Below are 20,053 nucleotides of genomic sequence, written 5' to 3'. Positions count from 1 at the left end.
GCAACTTTATGAGCATTACTCGTTACGGCACCGGCAGCACCGCCGGCGGTGGCCAACCGCGTCCTTTCGCACGTGCAGTGGAAGCGGACGGCTGGCTCTACGTCTCGGGCCAAGTGCCGGCGGTGGACGGTGAAATCATCAACGGTGGCATCGTCGAGCAAACCCGCCAGACCATGCGTAACGTGGTGGCGATTCTTGAAGAGGCCGGCTACGAGTTGAAAGACGTGGTGCGCGTTGGTGTATGGCTGGAAGACCCGCGCGACTTCTGGAGTTTCAACAAGGTGTTCGGTGAATACTTCACCCCCGAACACGCCCCGGCGCGCGCCTGTGTGCAGGCCAACATGATGGTCGACTGCAAGGTTGAGATTGATTGCGTGGCCTACAAGAAAAAAGGCTAAATGCCCCTCTCTTGAAATCCACTGAAGATCCTAGAATTTCGACCGGACCGAACTGCCATGACCGAAGACACCATCAAACGCCGCGCCAAAGGACTGGACCGTGCATTCGATATCCTCGATTTTCTCAAGGAGATCGGCCAGCCCCTGCGCCCGAATGATATTGCCAGCGGCATCGGCAGCCCCAAATCCACCGTCTACGAATTGGTCGCCTCGTTGCTGGAGCGGCGTATCCTGGAAACCGTGGGCAAGGACGGCCACGTCTACCTTGGCCGCCAACTGTACTTCCTCGGCCAGGCGCACCTGCGCCACTTCGACCTGACCCGCGAGGCCGATCACGCCTTGCAGGAGATCGTCAGCCAAACCCACGAAACCGCGCAGATGTGCCTGCTCAACGGGCGTAAATACACGGTGGCGCTGATGCGCGAAGGCGAGCGGCATTTCCGCATCTCGTCGGACATCGGCGAAAACGCACCGATCCCCTGGACCGCTTCCGGGCGCCTGCTGCTGGGGCACTTGAGCGACCAGCAGATTATCGACCTGATCGACTACGACGATTTCATCCTGCCGGACGGCCAGCGCCTGCCGCTGGAGACGTTTCTGGCGCAGATCCGCCAGGCCACGCTCGACGGGTTCTTCTCCTTCGACAGCGTGGCCGACACCTTCACCCATTGCTTCGCCGCCCCGGTGCGGGACGCGCAGGGCATCAGCATTGCGACCTTGTGCATCGTTGCCCCACGGGCCGACGCGATCAAAAACTACAACGACTATCGCCGGGTGTTGATCGACAGCGCCAACAACCTGGCCCGACGCATCAACGAATAGGAGTGTTTATGACTGCCCTCAACGCCGTTGAAAAAGGCGCCGCCGCCGTTGGCGCTTACCTGGTCCGCGACGTCAGCCTGCCGGCCCTGGTGCTGCACCGCGACGCCCTGGAACACAACATTCGCTGGATGCAGGACTTCGTCAGCAACAGCGGCGCGGAACTCGCGCCCCACGGCAAAACCAGCATGATGCCGGCGTTGTTTCAGCGCCAGATCGAGGCGGGCGCCTGGGGCATCACCCTGGCCAATGCGGTGCAGACCCGCGCTGCCTATGCCGGGGGCGTGCGTCGTGTGTTGATGGCCAACCAATTGGTCGGCGCGCCGAACATGGCGTTGATTGCTGATCTGTTGGCCGACAAAGACTTCGACTTCCATTGCATGGTCGATCACCCGGACAACGTCGCCGACCTGGGGCTGTTTTTCGCCGCGCGTGGCCTGCGTTTGAACGTGATGATCGAGTACGGCGTGGTCGGTGGCCGTTGCGGCTGCCGCAGCGAACAGGAAGTGCGCGAGCTGGCCAAGGCGATCAAGGCCCAACCGGCGCTGGCCCTCACCGGCATTGAAGGCTACGAAGGCGTGATCCATGGCGAGCACGCCATCAGCGGCATCCGCGACTTTGCCGCCAGCCTGGTGCGCCTGGCGGTCGACCTGCAAAACAACGGCTCTTTCGACCTGCCCAAACCGATCATTACCGCCTCGGGTTCGGCCTGGTACGACCTGATCGCCGAGTCCTTCGAAACCCAAAACGCCGCGGGGCGTTTCTTAAGCGTGTTGCGCCCGGGCAGTTACGTGGCCCACGACCACGGTATCTACAAGCAAGCGCAATGCTGCGTGCTCGACCGTCGCAGCGACCTCAATGAAGGCCTGCGCCCGGCGCTGGAAGTCTGGGCGCATGTGCAATCGATGCCCGAGCCAGGCTTTGCGGTGATCGCCCTGGGCAAGCGCGATGTGGCCTACGACGCCGGTTTGCCGGTGCCGCTCAAGCGCTACCGGGCTGGAATTGTGCCGGCCGAAGGCGATGACGTCACCGCCTGCATCGTGACGGCGGTGATGGACCAGCATGCGTTCATGACGGTGGCACCGGGGGTTGAGTTGCGCATCGGCGACATCATTTCGTTCGGCACCTCGCACCCTTGCCTGACCTTCGACAAGTGGCAAGTGGGCTGCCTGGTGGATGAGCAGTTGCAGGTGATCGAGTCGCTGCACACCTGCTTCTAGACCGCGTCGCGCCTATCGCGGGCAAGCGCGCTCCCACATTCGACCGCATTCCTCCAGTTGAAATGCAATCAAATGTGGGAGCGGGCTTGCCCGCGAAGAGGCCCTCCAGAACAGCGAGAGACCAAGGCATGAACCCACAACCGCGCATCGCCCTGATCGGCGAATGCATGATCGAACTCCAACACCGCGCCGATGGCAGCCTTCAACAAAGCTTCGGCGGCGACACCCTGAATGCAGCGGTGTACCTGCGCCGCGAGCTGGGCGGCATCGGCACGGTTGACTACGTCACCGCCCTGGGCGATGACAGCTTCAGCGACGCCATGTGCACGCAGTGGGCCGAAGAAGGCCTGGGCCTGGGCATGGTGCAACGCCTGCCCGGGCGTTTGCCCGGCTTGTATTGCATCCAGACGGACGCGAACGGCGAACGCAAATTCCTCTACTGGCGCAACGAAGCCGCCGTGCGCGACTGCTTCACCACACCGGCCGCCGAGCCGATCCTGGCGGCTTTGCCGGGTTATGACGTGGTGTATTTCAGCGGTATTACCCTGGCAGTACTGGGAGAAATCGGGCGTACGCGGTTACTGCAAACCTTGATCGAAACGCGCAAGCGCGGTGGCAAGGTAGTCTTCGACAACAACTACCGGCCGCGTTTATGGGCCAGCGTCGAGGCGGCACGCGCGGCGTATCACGCCGTGTTGGCTGAGGTGGATATCGCCTTGCTGACCGAGGACGACGAGCGTGCGTTGTTTGGGTACGCCGACAGCGAGCAGGTGTTTGCGGCGTACCCGGCGATTGCAGAGGTGGTGCTCAAGCGCGGCGCGGATGACTGTTTGATCCGTTGTGCGGGCGAACGCTTTGCTGTGCCGGCGTTGAAGGTCGAGAAGGTGGTGGACACGACGGCGGCGGGGGATTCGTTCAGTGCAGCGTATCTGGCCAGCCGGTTGAAAGGTCAGTCGCCAGAGGCGGCGGCCTTGGCTGGGCATCGGTTGGCCAGCCGGGTGATTCAGGTGCCAGGGGCTTTGATTGCGCGGTGAATGGCCGCCTGCGGCGGTTCGCAGGCAAGCCAGCTCCCACATTTGACTGCATTCCTCCAGTTGAAATGCGCTCAAGTGTGGGAGCTGGCTTGCCTGCGATAGCGGTCCTGAGCCAACCCCTCAGTCGCGGTAAAACACCTGCACCAGGTGATAGCCAAACTTGCTCTTGATCGGCCCATGAACCACCTTCACCGGCTTCTTGAAGATCACCGCGTCAATCGCCCCGACCATCTGCCCTGGCCGCACTTCACCCAAATCACCGCCGCGCTTGCCGGACGGGCAGGTCGAGTATTTCTTGGCCAGCACATCAAACGCTTCGCCCTTGGCGATACGCTGCTTGAGCTGTTCGGCTTCTTCACTGGTTTTCACCAGGATGTGACGGGCTTGGGCTTTCATGTTGTTACCTGGCAACGGTCAAACGTAAGGGCGCGCGATTATGCCTGAACTCATTCATCGACGCTGATCATGCTGCGGATTTTGGTTGCCAGCAGCTCAACCGAGAACGGCTTGGCCACCATGTCCATGCCGTCCTCCAGGAAGCCCTGGCGCTCGGCGGCTTTTTCGGCGTAACCGGTCATGAACAACACGCGCAGGCCGGGCCGGTGCTGGCGGGCGATTTCTGCCAGTTGGCGGCCGTTCATGCCCGGCAGGCCGACGTCGGTCACCAGCAGGTCCACGCGTAAATCCGACTCCAGCAGCGGCAGTGCCGTGCGTGAATCCGCCGCCTGGTGGGCGGTGTAGCCCAGTTCAGCCAGCACATTGACCACCAGCATGCGCACCGCGGGGTCATCCTCGACGACGACCACCGCTTCACCGGCCAGTGCCAGCGGCGCTTCACTCAGGTGCTGCGGCAGGTTGCTTTCCAGCGCAGTGCCATACAGGCGCGGCAGGTACAGGCGCACGCAAGTGCCCTGGCCGGGTTCGCTTTGAATGGTCACGTGGCCCCCCGATTGCTGGGCAAACCCGTAGATCATCGACAGCCCCAGGCCGGTGCCCTGGCCGATAGGCTTGGTGGTGAAGAACGGGTCGAAAGCCTTGGCCAGAATTTTCGGCGCCATGCCGCTGCCGTTGTCACTTACGCCGAGCATCACGTAGTCGCCGGCCTTGACCGGTTCGAGGGTGGTGATGTCGGTGCCGTCCAGGTAGCTGTTGGCGGTTTCAATCACCAGTTCGCCGCCGTCGGGCATAGCGTCGCGCGCGTTGATTACCAGGTTAAGCAGGGCGTTTTCCAACTGGCTGGCATCGGTATTCACCGGCCAGATGTCCTTGCCCAGCTGCACCTTGAGTGAGATATGCGCGCCTTTGGTGCGGCGGAACAAGTCTTCCAGCGACGCCACCAGCGTGTTCGGGTCCAGCGGGCGGCGGTCGAGCGACTGGCGCCGGGAGAACGCCAGCAGCCGGTGGGTGAGGGCGGCCGCACGGTGAGCGGAGGAGACCGCCGCGTCGGTAAACCGGCCGATCTCATCGCTGCGCCCGGCGGCGATGTAGCGCTGCATCAGGTCCAGGCTGCCGATAATCCCGGTGAGCATGTTGTTGAAGTCATGGGCGATGCCGCCGGTCAGCTGACCCACCGCTTCCATCTTCTGCGCATGGCGCAGCGCATCCTCGGCGCGCTCGCGTTCGAACATCTCGTTTTGCAGGCGTTGGTTGGCCTCGGCCAGCGCCTGGGTGCGCTGGGCCACGCGTTCTTCGAGGTTCTCGTTGAGGTGGCGCAGGGCCTCTTCGGTGAGTTTGCGCTCGGTCTCGTCGATCACGAAGATGTAAAAGCCATTCACCGAGCCGTCATTGCTGAAGCGCGGCAAGTACTTCATCAGTGCATGGCGCGGCCGGCCGTCGTGGTGGGGCGTCACAGTCATGAAGCTGCACGCCTTGCCCTTGAGCGCGGCCTCGATCTTGTCTTCGCGCCCGGCATACACCTCATCGCCGAGCACTTCGCGGATGCTCTTGCCGTACAACTCCTGGGGCGTCATGCCGTACCAGTCGAGGTAGGCGCTGTTGTTCAGGCGAAAACGCTGTTCGTGGTCGACGTAACCGATCAGCACCGGCATGGCGTTGATGATCAACTGCAGCTCGGTCTGGCTTTGACGCAGAGCCTGCTCGGTGTGTTTGCGTTCGGTCAGGTCCAATGCTGCGCCTAAAAAGCGCGCCGGGCGGCCTTGATGATCCTTGTAACAGCGCCCGCGCGCGAACACCCAGCGCACCTGGCCGTCGGCTTGCAGCAGGCGGTATTCCTCGGCGTACTCGGTGCCGAAGGTGATGCAATGCTTGATGCTGCGCGCCACCGTGCCGCGGTCCTCGGGGTGTACGCCTTGCAGGTAGTCGCTGATGGGCAGCAGGCCGGCGTCACTTGGGTCGACGCCGTGCAGGTAGGCGAAGTGAGCATCGGCGATAAAGCGGTCTTCGCCGATGTCCCAGTCCCAGGTGCCGACCGCATCGGTCGCCGCCAGCGCCAGTTGCAGGCGTTGCTCGGTGCTGTGCTGAGCCTTGAGGCTGTCTTCGGAGCGCTGCTGCAGCTCGAGGGCTTTGCTGCGCCGTTCGTTGGTTTCGATGGCGGTGACCAGAATGCCGGCGACGGTCCCGCTTTCATCGCGGACCGGGCTGTAGGTCAGGTCGAGCCAGATCTCGGTATCGCGGTGGTTGCGTTGCAGTACAAAGCGTTGCTCGCTGAACGTGCGCACCTGGCCGCTCAGCACGGCGTCGTAGACTGGCGCGGTGAAGCCGGCCAACTCCGGCCAGGTCTCATGCGCCGGCTGGCCCAACGCGCCGGGGTGCTTGTTGCCCGCAAGCCGCGCAAAGCCGTCGTTGTAAAGCTGCGTGAGCAGAGGGCCCCACAACAGCAGCATTGGCATCGGTGAGTGGACCACGATGTCGACCGCAGTGCGTAGACTTTGCGGCCAGTCGTTGGCCTCACCGAGGGGGCTTTGCGCCCAGTCCAGCCGCGCAATCAATGCAGCGGCTTCGCTACCGGTGGATGTTCCATTCATGAAAAAGCCCTACACCTGACACTTTGAAGTACAACAAAAGCCGATTATCTCGCGAGACGTGAGCGGCTGACTACCCCTCGAAAAATAGCATGCATTGGGGCTTTGTCTTCAATTGAGTGCTTTTGCGCTGAAACCTTTCATCATTCGGCCAGCTCAGGGCGCTGGCGAAACTGCTCCAGCGCTTGCGGATTCGCCAGGGCGTCGGTGTTCTTCACCGGCTCACCGTGCACCACATTGCGCACCGCCAACTCGACAATCTTGCCGCTGATGGTGCGCGGAATATCGGTGACGGCGAGGATCTTCGCCGGCACGTGACGCGGTGTGGTGTTGGCGCGAATCACCTGGCGAATCTGCTGCTCCAGGGCCTCATCCAGCTCGATACCGTCAGTCAGGCGCACAAACAGCACCACGCGCACGTCATCCTGCCAGCGTTGGCCTATGGCCAGGCTTTCCAGCACCTGCGGGACTTTTTCCACCTGGCGATAAATTTCCGCCGTGCCAATGCGCACGCCACCGGGGTTGAGCACCGCGTCGGAGCGACCGTGAATCAGCCAGCTGCCCGTCGGGCATTGCTCGGCGTAGTCACCCTGGGCCCACACGCCGGGAAACTGGCTGAAGTACGAGGTGCGCAGTTTGTGCTGCTGCGGGTCATTCCACAGGCCGATCGGCATGGCCGGAAAGTGCCGGGTGCACACCAGTTCGCCTTTTTCGCCGATCACCGCTTTGCCCTGCTCGTTCCACACTTCGATGGCCATCGCCAGGCTCTTGCACTGCATCTGCCCGCGACGCACCGGCAGCACCGGGTTGCCGATCACAAAGCAGGAGACGATATCGGTGCCGCCGGACATCGACGACAGGCACAGCTCGGCCTTGATCTGGCGGTACACGTAGTCGTAGCTCTGCGGCGACAGCGGCGAGCCCGTCGAGATCAGGCCCTTGAGGCTGCCCAGATCGTGGCTCAGGCGCGGCTGCAGCCCGGCTTTTTCCAGGGTGGCGAGGAATTTGGGGCTGGTGCCAAACACACTGATTTTTTCGGCGTCGATCAGGTCGATCAAGCGTTCCGGTCCGGGGTGAAACGGTGAGCCGTCGTACAGCACCGCCGTGGCGCCGAGGGCCAGCACCGACACCAGCCAATTCCACATCATCCAGCCGCAGGTGGTGTAGTAGAACAGGCAATCTTCGCGCGCCAGGTCGGCGTGCAGGCCGTGTTCCTTGAGGTGGGTGAGCAGCACACCGCCGGTGCCATGGATGATGCATTTGGGCACGCCGGTGGTGCCGCTGGAATAGAGGATGTACAGCGGGTGAGCGAACGGCACCGCGACAAATTCAGGCTCGCCGCCGGGTGTGTAGAAGTCGTCCCACAGCGCGACTCTGGCCTGGGTCTGATAGTCCGCGACGCGCGCTTGAGGCCGCGCGTAAGGCACGATAATCAACTGTTCGAGGGACGGCAGGCGCGCGAGGATCTCATTCAGTTTGGCCGTTTGGTCGATGCCCTTGCCGGCGTAGCGATAACCCGCGCAGGTGATCAGCACCTTGGGTTCGATCTGGCCAAAACGGTCGATCACGCCTTGGGTGCCGAAGTCCGGCGAGGAGCAAGACCAGATCGCGCCGAGGCTGGTGGTGGCGAGCATGCCCACCAGGGTTTGCCAGGTGTTGGGCATGCACGCGGCCACGCGGTCGCCCACGCCGACACCGGCTGCGCGCAGGCTGTGTTGCAGGCCGGCGACGTGCTCGGCCAATTCGGCGTAGGTCAGCTGTTCGCGTTGGCCGTCCTCGCTGATCGCGACCACCGCCGGGTGATCGTCGCGACGGCGCAGCAGGTGTTCGGCAAAGTTCAGGGTGGCGCCGGGAAACCACTGGGCGCTGGGCATCTGAGTGCCTTCGATCAGCGTCGCGGTGGGCGGGCTGCGAAACTGCACGTCGAAGAACGCGACGATGGCCTGCCAGAAGTCGGCACGCTGGTCGATGCTCCACTGGTGCAGGGTGGGGTAGTCGGCCAGCTGCAGGCTGTGGCGCTGGTTGATGAAGCGCCGGAACTGGTCCATCCGCGTGTTGCGGATGCGTTCGGGGGAGGGTTGCCAGAGGATTTCGGACATGAGGAAGTCTCTTGTTCTTGTACAAATCTTGCAGCCAACACAGGTCGAATGTGTCTGTTTTATTGGGCCAGCCAGCCGCCATCGATATTCCACGCGGCACCGCGCACCTGCGCACCCGCCTCACTGCACAAAAACAGCACCAACTCACCCAACTGCGGCGGCGTCACAAACGCCAGCGATGGCTGTTTCTCCGCGAGCAAGTCGTGCTGCGCCTGCTGTGGGTCTACGCCTTTGGCTGCGCGGTCATCAATTTGCTGTTGCACCAACGGGGTCAGCACCCAGCCCGGGCAGATGGCGTTGCAGGTGACGTTGCTGGTGGCGGTCTCCAGGCCCACCACCTTGGTCAGGCCGATCACGCCGTGCTTGGCCGCCACATAGGCCGCCTTGCCCACCGAGCCGACCAGGCCATGCACCGAGGCAATGTTGACGATGCGCCCCCAACCCTTGGCTTTCATGCCCGGCAAGCTCAAGCGGGTGCTGTGGAACACCGACGACAGGTTGATCGCGATAATCGAGTCCCAACGCTCGGCCGGGAAGTCTTCCACCGCCGACACGTGCTGAATGCCGGCGTTGTTGACCAGAATGTCGACGCCGCCGAATTCACGCTCGGCGTAGGCGATCATGTCGGCGATCTGCGCCGGGTCGCTGACGTCCGCCGGGTGATGGCCGACCTTGCCGCCGAATGCCTGCACCTGAGCAATCACCGCGCTGGCGTCGCCGAAACCGTTGAGGATCAGGTTGGCGCCGGCCTCCGCCAGGCTCAGCGCGATGCCCAAACCGATGCCGCTGGTGGAGCCGGTAACCAGGGCGGTCTTGCCGTTCAATGTCGTCATGAAAACCTCACACAATGCCGGTGGCGTAGAAAGTACCGATCACCACGAACACCGCAAGGGTCTTGATAATCGTGATGCCGAAAATGTCTTTGTAGGCTTCGCGGTGCGTCAGCCCGGTCACCGCCAGCAGCGTGATCACCGCGCCGTTGTGGGGCAGGGTGTCCATGCCGCCGCTGGCCATGGCTGCAACCCGGTGCAGCACTTCAAGGGGGATATTGGCCGCATGGGCCGCCGAAATAAAGCTCTCGGACATCGCCGCCAGGGCGATGCTCATGCCCCCGGACGCAGAACCGGTGATGCCGGCCAGCAGGGTTACGGTGATCGCCTCGTTGACCAGCGGGTTGGGGATGCCCTTGAGCCAGTCCGCCAGCACCAGAAAGCCCGGCAGCGAGGCGATCACCGCACCAAAACCGTATTCCGACGCGGTGTTCATCGCCGCCAGCAGCGCGCCGCTGACCGCGCTTTTGCTGCCTTCGGCGAGCTTGCTTTTGATCGCCGACCAGCCGCACACCAACACCATGACGATGCCCACCATCAACGCCGCCTGCACCGCCCAGATCGCCGTCAGCTTGGCGATCTCCGTGGTCACCGGCGTGCTCATGCCCGGCAGGCTGAGGCTGTGGGTCTTGCCGTACCACTGCGGGATCCAGTGGGTGAACAGCAAGTTCATCACGCCCACCAGCAGCAGCGGCGACAGCGCGATCCACGGGTTGGGCAGCGCCAGGTTGTCGGCCGTTTCCGGCTCGTTGCGCAGCTCGGTGCCATAGCCTTCGCCGGCGCGCTGGGCCTTGTTGCGCTGGCGCGCCAGGTAGAGCATGCCGGTGCAGAACACGAACACCGTGCCGATCAGGCCCAGCCACGGCGCGGCCCAGGCGGTGGTGTTGAAGAAGGTGCTGGGGATGATGTTCTGGATTTGCGGCGTGCCGGGCAGGGCGTCCATGGTGAACGAGAACGCGCCGAGGGCGATGGTCGCCGGGATCAGGCGCTTGGGGATATTGCTCTGGCGAAACATCTCTGCCGCAAACGGGTACACCGCAAACACCACCACAAACAGCGACACGCCGCCGTAGGTGAGCAGGGCGCAGACCAGCACGATCACCAGCATCGCCTGGCGCGTGCCGAGCAAACGGATGGCGGCAGCCACAATCGAACGCGAAAAGCCTGACAGCTCGATCAGCTTGCCGAACACCGCACCGAGCAGGAACACCGGAAAATACAGTTTGATGAAACCGACCATTTTCTCCATGAACACCCCGGTAAACGCAGGGGCGACGGCGGACGGGTCGGTGAGCAGTACGGCGCCAAGGGCGGCAATGGGGGCAAACAGGATCACGCTGTAGCCACGGTAGGCCGCCAGCATCAGCAGCGCGAGGGCTGCCAGGGCAATGATCACACTCATGGTGTGTCTCCAGATCGAATTGTTATTTTTGTGGGGTGAGGCGTTGGAGAGGGGCTATAGCGAGATGTGTGCCAGTTTATTAACTTGTTGAAATATAAGAATATTATTTGATTTATGATCGGTGATTCTGGAATTAATCTCTATTTAGAGACAGGTGAATGTCCAATGTGGGAGCGGGCTTGCTCGCGAAAGCGATGTATCAGTCGGCTCATTAGCTGCTGAACCACCGCTTTCGCGAGCAAGCCCGCTCCCACAGTGGAATGTCTTTATAGTGAGAATCGTGTCTCTTTATTGAGACTAGGCAATGCCCAGCGTCACCATCTTCTTGTACAGCGTCGACCGGCCCAGCCCCAACCGCTTGGCTGCCTCCACGACGTTGCCTTCACACGCCGCCAACGCCGACACAATCACCTGCCGATCAAACCGCTCCCGCGCCGCTGCGAACGTCTCACCTTCGACGGTCTCTACGGCGCCACGCGCCACCGGGCTGAACGTGCCAATCGCCGCACGAATCTCCTCAGCATCCAACACCAGGTCATCACTCAACAACGCCGCCCGCTCCAGCACATTGCGCAGCTCGCGGATATTCCCCGGCCACGCATGCTGCGCCAGCAACGCCAGTGCCTCGCGGTCCAGTTAATGCTGGCTGCGCAGCTCCTCCAGAATCGCCTCGCTCAACGCCGGGATGTCATCCAGGCGTTCGCGCAACGGCGGCACCTGGATCGGCAACACATTCAGGCGGTAATACAAATCCGCGCGAAACTCGCCGCGCTTGATTGCCGCTTCCAGGTCCATGGACGTGGCCGCAATCACCCGCACATCGCTGTGCAGCATTTCGTTGGAACCGACCGGTTCGTATTCTTTTTCCTGCAACACCCGCAGCAGTTTGCTCTGCAGCGGCAGGGGCATGTCGCCGATCTCGTCGAGAAACAGCGTGCCGCCCTGGGCAATCTGCAGTTTGCCGGGACGGCCCTTGCGGTCGGCCCCGGTAAAGGCACCCGGCGCAGTGCCGAAGAATTCGGCTTCGAGCAGGTCCGCGGGAATCGCCGCGCTGTTGATGCTGACAAAAGCTTTGTGGGCACGCGGCGAGGCGCCGTGAATCGCCTGGGCCAGCAGTTCTTTGCCGGTGCCGGTTTCACCCAGCAACAACACCGGCGACTGCGCATTCGCACTGCGCCGCGCCCGACGTTTGACGTCCAGGCTGGCCGCGCTGGTGCCGATAAAATGCGCGAAGTTGTATTTGCTCTGCCGCGAGCGCAGCAGCGAGCGGGTGGACGCCAGCTCCTGCTGCATGCTCAGGTAACGCTCGATCAGCGGCGAGAGGTTGCGCAACTCATCAAACAGCGCAAAGCCAATCGCGCCGATCACCGCGCCGGCATCATCGTGAATGGGCAGGCGCATCACCACCAGCGGGCCTTTGGGCGTGTCCTGGATGTCCAGCAAAATCGGCTGGTCATTGCGCACCACCTGGCGCAGCAGGCTGTTGGAAATCACCTGCTCGCAGGGTTGGCCGATGGCTTCGTCGGCGCTCTTGAGCCCGAAACGCTTGGCGTAGCGCTCGTTCATCCACACGATATTGGCGTCGCGATCGACAATCACCGTGCCTTCGCTGGACTGCTCGATGATTTCGAACAGCGACTGGATGGCCAGGCCGCGAACCTGTTGGTAGTCCTTGAGGCTGTCGCTGATGTTCATATTTATGCCGTCAACACAAATGAAGGGTGGAGTCGCAATCCTGTGGGAGCGGGCTTGCTCGCGAAAGCGGTGTATCAGTGCCGCAGGTATTGGCTGACACACCGCCTTCGCGGGCAAGCCCGCTCCCACAGGGGAGAAAGTGCTCCTACAAGGGGATGTGCGCCGCCGCCAGCAGCTCTTTGGTGTACGGATGCTGTGGCGATTCGAACACGCTATGGCTCGCACCGCGCTCCACCACCTTGCCGTCCTTGACCACAATCATGTCATGGGCCATGGCGCGCACCACGGCCAGGTCATGGCTGATAAACAGGTAGGTCAGGCCGTATTTCTCCTGCAACTCACGCAGCAATGCCACCACCTGCTTTTGCACCGTGCGGTCCAGCGCCGAGGTCGGTTCGTCCAGCAGCATCAGAGCCGGCTTGAGCACCAGCGCGCGGGCGATGGCGATGCGTTGGCGCTGCCCACCGGAAAACTCGTGGGGGTAACGGTGGCGGCTGGCGGGGTCGAGGCCCACGTCCTTGAGCACCTGCACCACTTGCGCATCGCGCTCGGCCAGGCTGCACGGCGCATGCACTTCCAGGCCTTCGCTGATGATCTGCTCCACCGACATGCGTGGGCTGAGGCTGCCGTAAGGGTCCTGGAACACCACCTGCATCTGCTTGCGCCACGGGCGCATTTGCTGATTATTCAGCGGGTCGAGCGCTTCACCCTGGAAGCGGATGCTGCCGGTGGAATCGAGCAGGCGCAGGATCGCCTGGCCCAGGGTCGATTTGCCCGAGCCAGACTCGCCGACAATCCCCAGGGTCTTGCCGCGCTGCACGCTGAGGCTGATGCCGTCCACCGCGCGCAGGTAGGTCTTGCGCCGAAACAGCCCGCCGCTGAGGGGGAACTGCACCGACAGATCATCGACCTGCAACACCGTTTCACGCTCATCACTGCACAGCGCCTCGGCCGGCTCGGCATCCAGCAACAGGCGGCTGTACGGGTGTTGCGGTGCGTTGAACAGCGTCTGGCAGTCGGCCTGCTCGACAATCTCACCGCCGCGCATCACGCACACGCGCTGGGCAATGCTGCGCACCAGGTTGAGGTCATGGCTGATCAGCAGCAGCGACATGCCCAGGCGTTGTTGCAAGGATTTGAGCAGCAGCAGGATCTTGCGCTGCACGGTCACGTCCAGCGCGGTGGTCGGTTCATCGGCGATCAACAGTTCCGGCTCACACGCCAGGGCCATGGCGATCATGACGCGCTGGCGCTGGCCGCCGGAGAGCTGATGCGGATAGGCCTTGAGGCGCTCCCTGGGCTTTTGGATACCCACCAGCTCGAGCAATTCAAGGATGCGCGCCTGCGCCGCCTTGCCGCCCAGGCCCTTGTGCAGCAGCAGGGTTTCGCCGATCTGTTTTTCAATGCTGTGCAGCGGGTTGAGCGAGGTCATCGGCTCCTGGAAGATCATTGCAATGCGGTTGCCGCGCAGCTTCTGCAACGTGGCGGCAGAGGCGCCGATCAGTTCCTGGCCGCGATACTTCACGGAGCCCGTGGTGTGCGTGCCGGCTTCGGGCAGCAGTTGCAGGATCGAATGCGCCGTCACCGACTTGCCCGAGCCCGACTCGCCGACCAGCGCCAGGCATTCGCCCTGGCGCACGTCCAGGCACAGGTTGCGCACCACGGTCTGGCCGCTGAAGGCGACACTGAGGTCGCGGATTTCAATGAGGTTCATAGGCAGTCACTCATGAGCGGGGGTCGAAGGCATCACGCAATGCCTCGCCGATAAAGACCAGCAACGACAGGATCAGCGCCAAGGTGAAAAACGCCGTCAGGCCCAGCCAGGGCGCCTGCAGGTTCTGCTTGCCCTGGGCGATCAGTTCGCCCAGCGATGCGCTGCCTGCCGGCATGCCGAACCCGAGGAAATCCAGGGCGCTCAAGGTGGAAATCGCCCCGGTCAAAATAAACGGCAGGTAGCTCAAGGTGGCGGTCATGGCATTGGGCAGGATATGCCGGCCAATGATCTTGCCATCGCCCAGGCCCAGGGCGCGTGCGGCCTTGACGTATTCCAGGTTGCGCCCGCGCAGGAACTCGGCGCGCACCACGTCCACCAGTGCCAGCCAGGAAAACAGCGCCATGATCCCCAGCAGCCACCAGAAATTAGGCTCGACGAACCCTGACAGGATGATCAGCAGGTACAACACCGGCAGTCCGGACCAGACTTCCAGAACGCGCTGGCCCAGCAAGTCCACCCAGCCGCCGTAATAACCCTGCAAAGCGCCGGCGGCAATGCCGATGGCGGCGCTGATGGCGGTGAGCGCCAGCGCGAACAGGATCGACACGCGCGCACCAAAGATCACCCGCGCCAGCACATCGCGGGACTGATCATCGGTGCCCAGCCAGTTCACTGCCGAGGGCGGGCTGGGGGCAGGGCGGCTCAGTTCGTAATTGGGCGTGTCATCGCTGAACGGGATCGGCGGGAACAGCATCCAGCCGCCGTCCTGCTTGATCAGCTTTTGCACGTAGTCACTGCGGTAGTCGGCCTGGAACGGCAGTTGCCCGCCGAACTGCTGCTCGGTGTAACGCTTGAACACCGGGAAATACAGCTCGTTTTTGAAGCTCAGCACCAAGGGCTTGTCATTGGCGATCAGCTCGCCGCCCAGGGTCAGGATAAACAGGCCGATAAACAGCCACAGCGACCACCAGCCGCGACGGTTTTTCTTGAAGCGCTCGAAACGCCGACGCGCCACCGGAGACAGATTAAGCATCAGGCGTTCCTCGCGGCGAAGTCGATACGCGGGTCCACCAGGGTGTAGCAGAGGTCACCGATGAGTTTTATCAAGAGGCCAAACAGGGTGAAGATAAACAGCGAGCCGAACACCACCGGGTAGTCACGGGACACGGCGGCTTCATAGCTCATGCGGCCCAGGCCGTCGAGGGAGAAAATCACCTCGATCAGCAGGGAACCTGCGAAAAACACGCTGATAAACGCCTGGGGAATCCCCGAGATCACCAGCAGCATGGCGTTGCGAAATACGTGGCCATAGAGCACGCGCCGTTCGCTTAAACCCTTGGCGCGGGCAGTGACCACGTATTGGCGGGTAATTTCATTCAAGAAAGAGTTTTTGGTCAGGATGGTCAGCGTGGCGAACCCGCCGATCACCAGCGCGGTGACCGGCAGCACCAAGTGCCAGAAGTAGTCGGCAATCTTGCCCACGGTGCTCAGCTCGTCGAAATTCTCCGAGACCAGCCCGCGCACCGGGAACCAGTTCAGCGATGTACCACCGGCAAACACCACAATCAGGAACATCGCAAACAGGAACGCCGGCATTGCGTAACCGATGACGATGGCGGTGCTGCTCCACACGTCAAAACTGCTGCCGTGGCGCACCGCCTTGCGAATCCCCAAGGGGATCGACACCAGGTAGGTGATCAACGTGGCCCACAGGCCGAGGGAAATCGTCACCGGCATCTTTTCCAGGATCAGGTCGATCACCGTCGAGCCGCGAAAGAAGCTGTTGCCGAAGTCCAGCTGCGCGTAGTTCTTGAGCATCAGCCACAGGCGTTCGGGGGCGGGCTTGTCGAAGCCGTATTGTTTTTCGATGTCCTTGATCAGTTTCGGGTCCAGGCCGCGGCTGGCGCGGGAGCCACTGATACTTTCGCCGGAACCGCCGCCGATACCGCCGCCGCCAATCCCTTGCAAATGCGCGATGGCCTGTTCAACCGGGCCGCCCGGTGCGGCCTGCACGATGACGAAGTTGACCAGCAGGATGATCACCAGCGTCGGAATGATCAGCAGCAGGCGCCGCACGATATAGGCAAACATCAGCGGCCCCCTCCACGTTTTTTCAACTCGGCGTTCATTTGTTCATTGGTCAGTGGCGTGGGGCTGATTTCCCACCAGGTTTCCAGGGCTTCGTCGTTCTTGGCCTCGATCGCCGGGCGGCCGAAGCGGTTCCACCACGCGGCCGAGGTGCCGGGCGGGTAGTAGTTGGGAATCCACAGGTAATTCCATTGCAGCACACGGTCCAGGGCATGGGCGTAGGTGAGCATCTGCGCCTGGGTCGTGGCCTTGACCAGGCCGCTGATCAGCGTGTCGACGGCCGGGTCTTTAAGCACCATGTAGTTATTGGCGCCGGGATCGTAAGCCGCCTGCGAGCCGAAGTAGTTGTACAACTCCAGGCCCGGCGAGGTGGTGACCGGGAAGCCGACGACGATCATGTCGTAATCGCGGGCCATCATGCGGTTCACATACTGCGAGGAGTCGATGCGACGGATATTCAGGGTGATGCCGATCTGCGCCAGGTTGCGCTTGTACGGCAACAGCAGGCGTTCCAGGCCGGGCTGGGCATTTAGGAAGGTGAACTCCAGCGGCTCCCCGTCGGCGTTGACCAGCTTGTCACCCTTGGGTTTCCAGCCCGCCGCTTCCAGCAGCGCCAGGGCTTGCAACTGTTTGTCGCGAATCATGCCGCTGCCGTCGGTGACCGGCGCCTTGAACACTTGGGTGAACACCTCAGCGGGCACTTGATCGCGCAGCGGTTCAAGAATGGCCAGTTCTTCCTGGGTTGGCAGCTGGCTGGCGGCCAGCGGGCTATTGGAAAAATAGCTCTGCTGGCGAATGTACAGGTTGCGCATCATCTGCCGGTTGGCCCATTCAAAATCCCACAGCATCGCCAGGGCCTGGCGCACGCGGCGATCCTTGAACATCGGCTTCTGCACGTTGAACACATAGCCCTGGGCCGGTTGCGGCATCTCTTTGGCCAGGTGCGCGCGTTGCAGGCGGCCGTCGTCCAGCGCCGGGCCGTTGTAGCCGATGGAATAGCCGGTGGCGGAGAACTCACGGTTGAAGTCGTAGGCACCGCCGCGCAGCACCTGACGGGCCACTTCGGTATCGCCGAAGTACTCCAGGCTCAGGTGATCGAAGTTGTACAGGCCACGGCTGACGGGCAAGTCCTTGCCCCACCAGTCCGGGTCGCGGGTGAAGGTGATGGTGCTGCCGGAGTCGATCTTGCTGACCTTGTACGGGCCGCTGCCGAGCGGGGCTTCGTAGCCGCCGCCGGTGGCGAAGTCGCGGGTTTTCCACCAGTGCTCGGGAAACACCGGCAAGGTGGCGATATCCAGCGGCAGGGTGCGGTTTTCATTGCTGGAAAAATCGAAGCGCACCTGGCGCTCGCCTTCGACTTCGACGTGCTTGACGTCGGCGAACAGGGTGCGAAAGCGCAGGCTGCCCTGGGTCATCAGCAGATCGAAGCTGTAACGCACGTCTTCGGCGGTGATTGGCGTGCCGTCGGCGAAGCGCGCCTTGGGGTTCAGGTAGAAGCGCAGGGACAGGCCGTCGTCGGCGCGTTCCATCTTCTCGGCGACCAGGCCGTAGACGGTGTAGGGCTCATCCAGGGAGCGCTGGGCCAGCGGGGCGTAGAGCCAGCCGTCGACCTGGGAGACGCCGATGCCTTTGTCGATGTACGGCAGCACATGGTCAAAACGCCCGATCTCGATGGCCGAGCGCCGCAGGCTGCCGCCTTTGGGGGCGTTGGGGTTGGCGTAGTCGAAATGGCTGAAGCCGGCGGGGTACTTGGCCGGTTCGCCGTAGACCGTGAGGTAGGTCTGCGGGGCCGCGATCACAGCGGTGCTGGCCAGCAGCAGGGCCAGGGCGGAGCTGCAGAGTTTTATGGAAAAAGCCAATCGCATTGTCAGCCTTGAGCGCCGGGTGAAGAAGAATAGAGATGTGTACGTTATCGACTTAAGCCTTGCCAGTCATCACATGCACAACGGCCCACCAAAAGGCGGGCCGTTGTTTATAGCATCAGCACAGACTGGATCAGTCCTGGCGGCTGGTGACTTCCAGCAGGTGGTAGCCGAACTGGGTCTTGACCGGGCCTTGCACGGTGTTGACCGGGGCGCTGAAGACGACGGTGTCGAATTCTTTGACCATCTGGCCTGGGCCGAACGAACCGAGGTTGCCGCCGTCGCGGCTGGACGGGCAGCTGGAGTTGGCTTTGGCGATTTCTGCGAAATCGGCGCCGCCTTCGATTTGGGCCTTGAGTTCGTTGCACTTGTCTTCAGTGGACACGAGGATGTGACGGGCGGTGGCTTTGGCCATGGGGAGTAACTCCTTGAATTAAAAAGGGTGAGCGTACCGGATTCAGGCGGTTATTTGTTGGCAAAGTTCCGTTGGGTTTGGGTTGGGTTAGGGTTGGGGGCATATCCGTTGCTGCGGTCACGGCCACTTAGGGTTCCGCTCTTACAGCGGGTCACTTTTGGCAAACGCCCTGTACGGACCGGACACATGGTTGACGGGTGTGCGGGGACATGGTGGACACTTTTGGCGAGCCAACTTCGCCGGAAAGCCATCATGCCCTGGGACACGAGAGATGCCATGAGCCTGAAAGAAGAGTTCATTGCCTTAGCACGGCAACCCGGCAGCAATAAACGAGAGCTGTGTCGGCGGTTCGGCATCAGCCCGCAAACGGCCTATAAGTGGTTGAAACGCTATGAAATGCATGGGCAGTCCGGGCTGCAAGAGAAATCCCGAAAACCTGCGACTAGCCCAAAGCTAACCGCGCCAGCTTTGGAGGCGCAGGTCATAGCGCTTAGGCAAGCACATCCCGCTTGGGGCGGACGCACAATCAGCAGCCTTTTGAAAAAGCAGATTGCTCCTAGCACCGTCACCAATGTTTTGCACCGATGCGGGCTGATTCAGCTTGTTCAGAAGGAACAAGAAGCAAAGCTGAGATTTGAACACGATGCACCTAACGATCTTTGGCAGATGGATTTCAAAGGGCACTTCCCGACACAAGAAGGCCGATGCCATCCCCTGACGTTGTTGGACGATCACTCACGATTCAATTTGGCGATTCAAGCTTGTGATAACGAGCGTGGAATCACGGTGAAGGAAAAGATGATCGAGGTATTTCAGCGCTTTGGGTTACCGGCTCGCATCAACGTTGACAATGGACCGCCATGGGGCTCGCCACGCAACCCTGGAGAAATCACAGAACTAAGTATCTGGTTGATTCGCTTGGGGATCAGGATCAGCTTCAGTCGTCCTTACCACCCTCAAACCAATGGAAAGATTGAGCGTTTTCATCGTTCACTCAAAGCGGAGGTGCTTGATGGGCGTCAATTCTCCACGATCAAGGATGCTCAAACAGCGTTTGATCAATGGCGTGAGGTCTATAACTTAAAACGCCCTCACCAAGCACTGGATTACAAGGTGCCTATGGACCGGTACCGAGCAAGCCCTTGGGCTTATCCGCAGCAGCTATCGGAATTTGAATATGGGCCGGATGATGTGCTGGCCAAGGTTTATCACAGCCGATTTCGCTTTCAGAAACGTTATTTCAGCATCGCCAAGGGGCTGGTTGGGCAGCACATTGCCGTTCGACCCAACCCTGAAAGTGACGGGCTCTTTGACGTCTACTTCTGCCACCACTTCCTACGAACGATCGACATGAGCAAACCTGACTATGGTTCATAATGTGTCAACCATGTCCCCGCACATGTGTCCACCATGTGTCCGGTCCGTACAGCAAACGCCCCAAAAGTAACCAAAAGGTCTTTGCCCCACCACTCGGTGCCTCGCTTAGGCTCGGCATG

Annotated in this window: 15 protein-coding genes and 1 pseudogene; 5 read left to right on the top strand and 11 right to left on the bottom strand. The window is 61.8% G+C overall.

What is annotated here, in order from left to right; all coding sequences use genetic code 11:
* Positions 1-8 precede the first annotated feature (8 nt).
* From ACM530_RS28120 to ACM530_RS28105, 4 genes are all read left to right on the top strand, one after another.
* The gene (locus tag ACM530_RS28120) at positions 9-398 is read left to right on the top strand and encodes a RidA family protein (protein ID WP_078742925.1); all 390 of its coding nucleotides are present in this window, start codon (positions 9-11) and stop codon (positions 396-398) included.
* 57 nt (positions 399-455) lie between these two features.
* Complete coding sequence (locus ACM530_RS28115; protein ID WP_106580124.1) at positions 456-1,220, top strand: IclR family transcriptional regulator; 765 nt, start codon at positions 456-458, stop codon at positions 1,218-1,220.
* Positions 1,221-1,228: 8 nt separating this feature from the next.
* A complete protein-coding gene (locus ACM530_RS28110) occupies positions 1,229-2,437 on the top strand; it encodes an amino acid deaminase (RefSeq protein ID WP_404487815.1) in 1,209 nt (402 codons plus the stop codon).
* 128 nt (positions 2,438-2,565) lie between these two features.
* Positions 2,566-3,471 carry a sugar kinase gene (locus ACM530_RS28105; RefSeq protein WP_242197669.1) on the top strand — a complete coding sequence of 302 codons (906 nt, stop codon included), beginning with the start codon at positions 2,566-2,568 and terminating at the stop codon, positions 3,469-3,471.
* A 120-nt stretch (positions 3,472-3,591) separates the two neighbouring features.
* Here ACM530_RS28105 and ACM530_RS28100 read toward each other — a convergent pair whose 3' ends face one another.
* From ACM530_RS28100 to ACM530_RS28050, 11 genes and pseudogenes are all read right to left on the bottom strand, one after another.
* Positions 3,592-3,867 carry a peptidylprolyl isomerase gene (locus ACM530_RS28100; protein WP_003174397.1) on the bottom strand — a complete coding sequence of 92 codons (276 nt, stop codon included), beginning with the start codon at positions 3,865-3,867 and terminating at the stop codon, positions 3,592-3,594.
* Between the two features lie 50 nt (positions 3,868-3,917).
* On the bottom strand, positions 3,918-6,455 hold the full coding sequence (locus tag ACM530_RS28095; protein WP_145165752.1) for a PAS domain-containing sensor histidine kinase: 2,538 nt from the start codon (positions 6,453-6,455) through the stop codon (positions 3,918-3,920).
* A gap of 140 nt (positions 6,456-6,595) precedes the next feature.
* A complete protein-coding gene (locus ACM530_RS28090; RefSeq protein ID WP_416363746.1) occupies positions 6,596-8,551 on the bottom strand; it encodes an acetoacetate--CoA ligase in 1,956 nt (651 codons plus the stop codon).
* 59 nt (positions 8,552-8,610) lie between these two features.
* Complete coding sequence (locus ACM530_RS28085) at positions 8,611-9,384, bottom strand: 3-hydroxybutyrate dehydrogenase (protein WP_242197660.1); 774 nt, start codon at positions 9,382-9,384, stop codon at positions 8,611-8,613.
* Between the two features lie 7 nt (positions 9,385-9,391).
* Positions 9,392-10,783, bottom strand: coding sequence for a GntP family permease (locus tag ACM530_RS28080; RefSeq protein ID WP_416363745.1), 1,392 nt, complete (start codon positions 10,781-10,783; stop codon positions 9,392-9,394).
* Between the two features lie 297 nt (positions 10,784-11,080).
* Positions 11,081-12,478: pseudogene (locus ACM530_RS28075) on the bottom strand (sigma-54 interaction domain-containing protein).
* Positions 12,479-12,623: 145 nt separating this feature from the next.
* On the bottom strand, positions 12,624-14,192 hold the full coding sequence (locus ACM530_RS28070) for an ABC transporter ATP-binding protein (protein WP_416363744.1): 1,569 nt from the start codon (positions 14,190-14,192) through the stop codon (positions 12,624-12,626).
* Positions 14,193-14,202: 10 nt separating this feature from the next.
* Positions 14,203-15,225: an ABC transporter permease gene (locus ACM530_RS28065; protein WP_242197651.1), complete on the bottom strand. Its 1,023-nt coding sequence runs from the start codon at positions 15,223-15,225 to the stop codon at positions 14,203-14,205.
* Entirely contained in the window at positions 15,225-16,283 is a 1,059-nt protein-coding gene (locus tag ACM530_RS28060) for a microcin C ABC transporter permease YejB (RefSeq protein WP_145165745.1), read from the bottom strand. The genes ACM530_RS28065 and ACM530_RS28060 overlap by 1 nt, the downstream gene beginning before the upstream one ends.
* Complete coding sequence (locus ACM530_RS28055) at positions 16,283-18,145, bottom strand: extracellular solute-binding protein (RefSeq protein ID WP_416363743.1); 1,863 nt, start codon at positions 18,143-18,145, stop codon at positions 16,283-16,285. The genes ACM530_RS28060 and ACM530_RS28055 overlap by 1 nt, the downstream gene beginning before the upstream one ends.
* A 130-nt stretch (positions 18,146-18,275) precedes the next feature.
* Positions 18,276-18,557, bottom strand: a complete 282-nt coding sequence (locus tag ACM530_RS28050) for a peptidylprolyl isomerase (protein ID WP_010210937.1) — start codon at positions 18,555-18,557, stop codon at positions 18,276-18,278.
* 252 nt (positions 18,558-18,809) lie between these two features.
* Between ACM530_RS28050 and ACM530_RS28045 the strand changes: the two genes are divergently transcribed.
* A complete protein-coding gene (locus ACM530_RS28045; RefSeq protein ID WP_416363742.1) occupies positions 18,810-19,934 on the top strand; it encodes an IS481 family transposase in 1,125 nt (374 codons plus the stop codon).
* Positions 19,935-20,053: the final 119 nt, after the last annotated feature.

The organism is Pseudomonas sp. NFX183, from assembly GCF_047943075.1.
Taxonomy (GTDB): domain Bacteria; phylum Pseudomonadota; class Gammaproteobacteria; order Pseudomonadales; family Pseudomonadaceae; genus Aquipseudomonas.
This window is presented reverse-complemented; position numbering and strand designations above follow the sequence as displayed.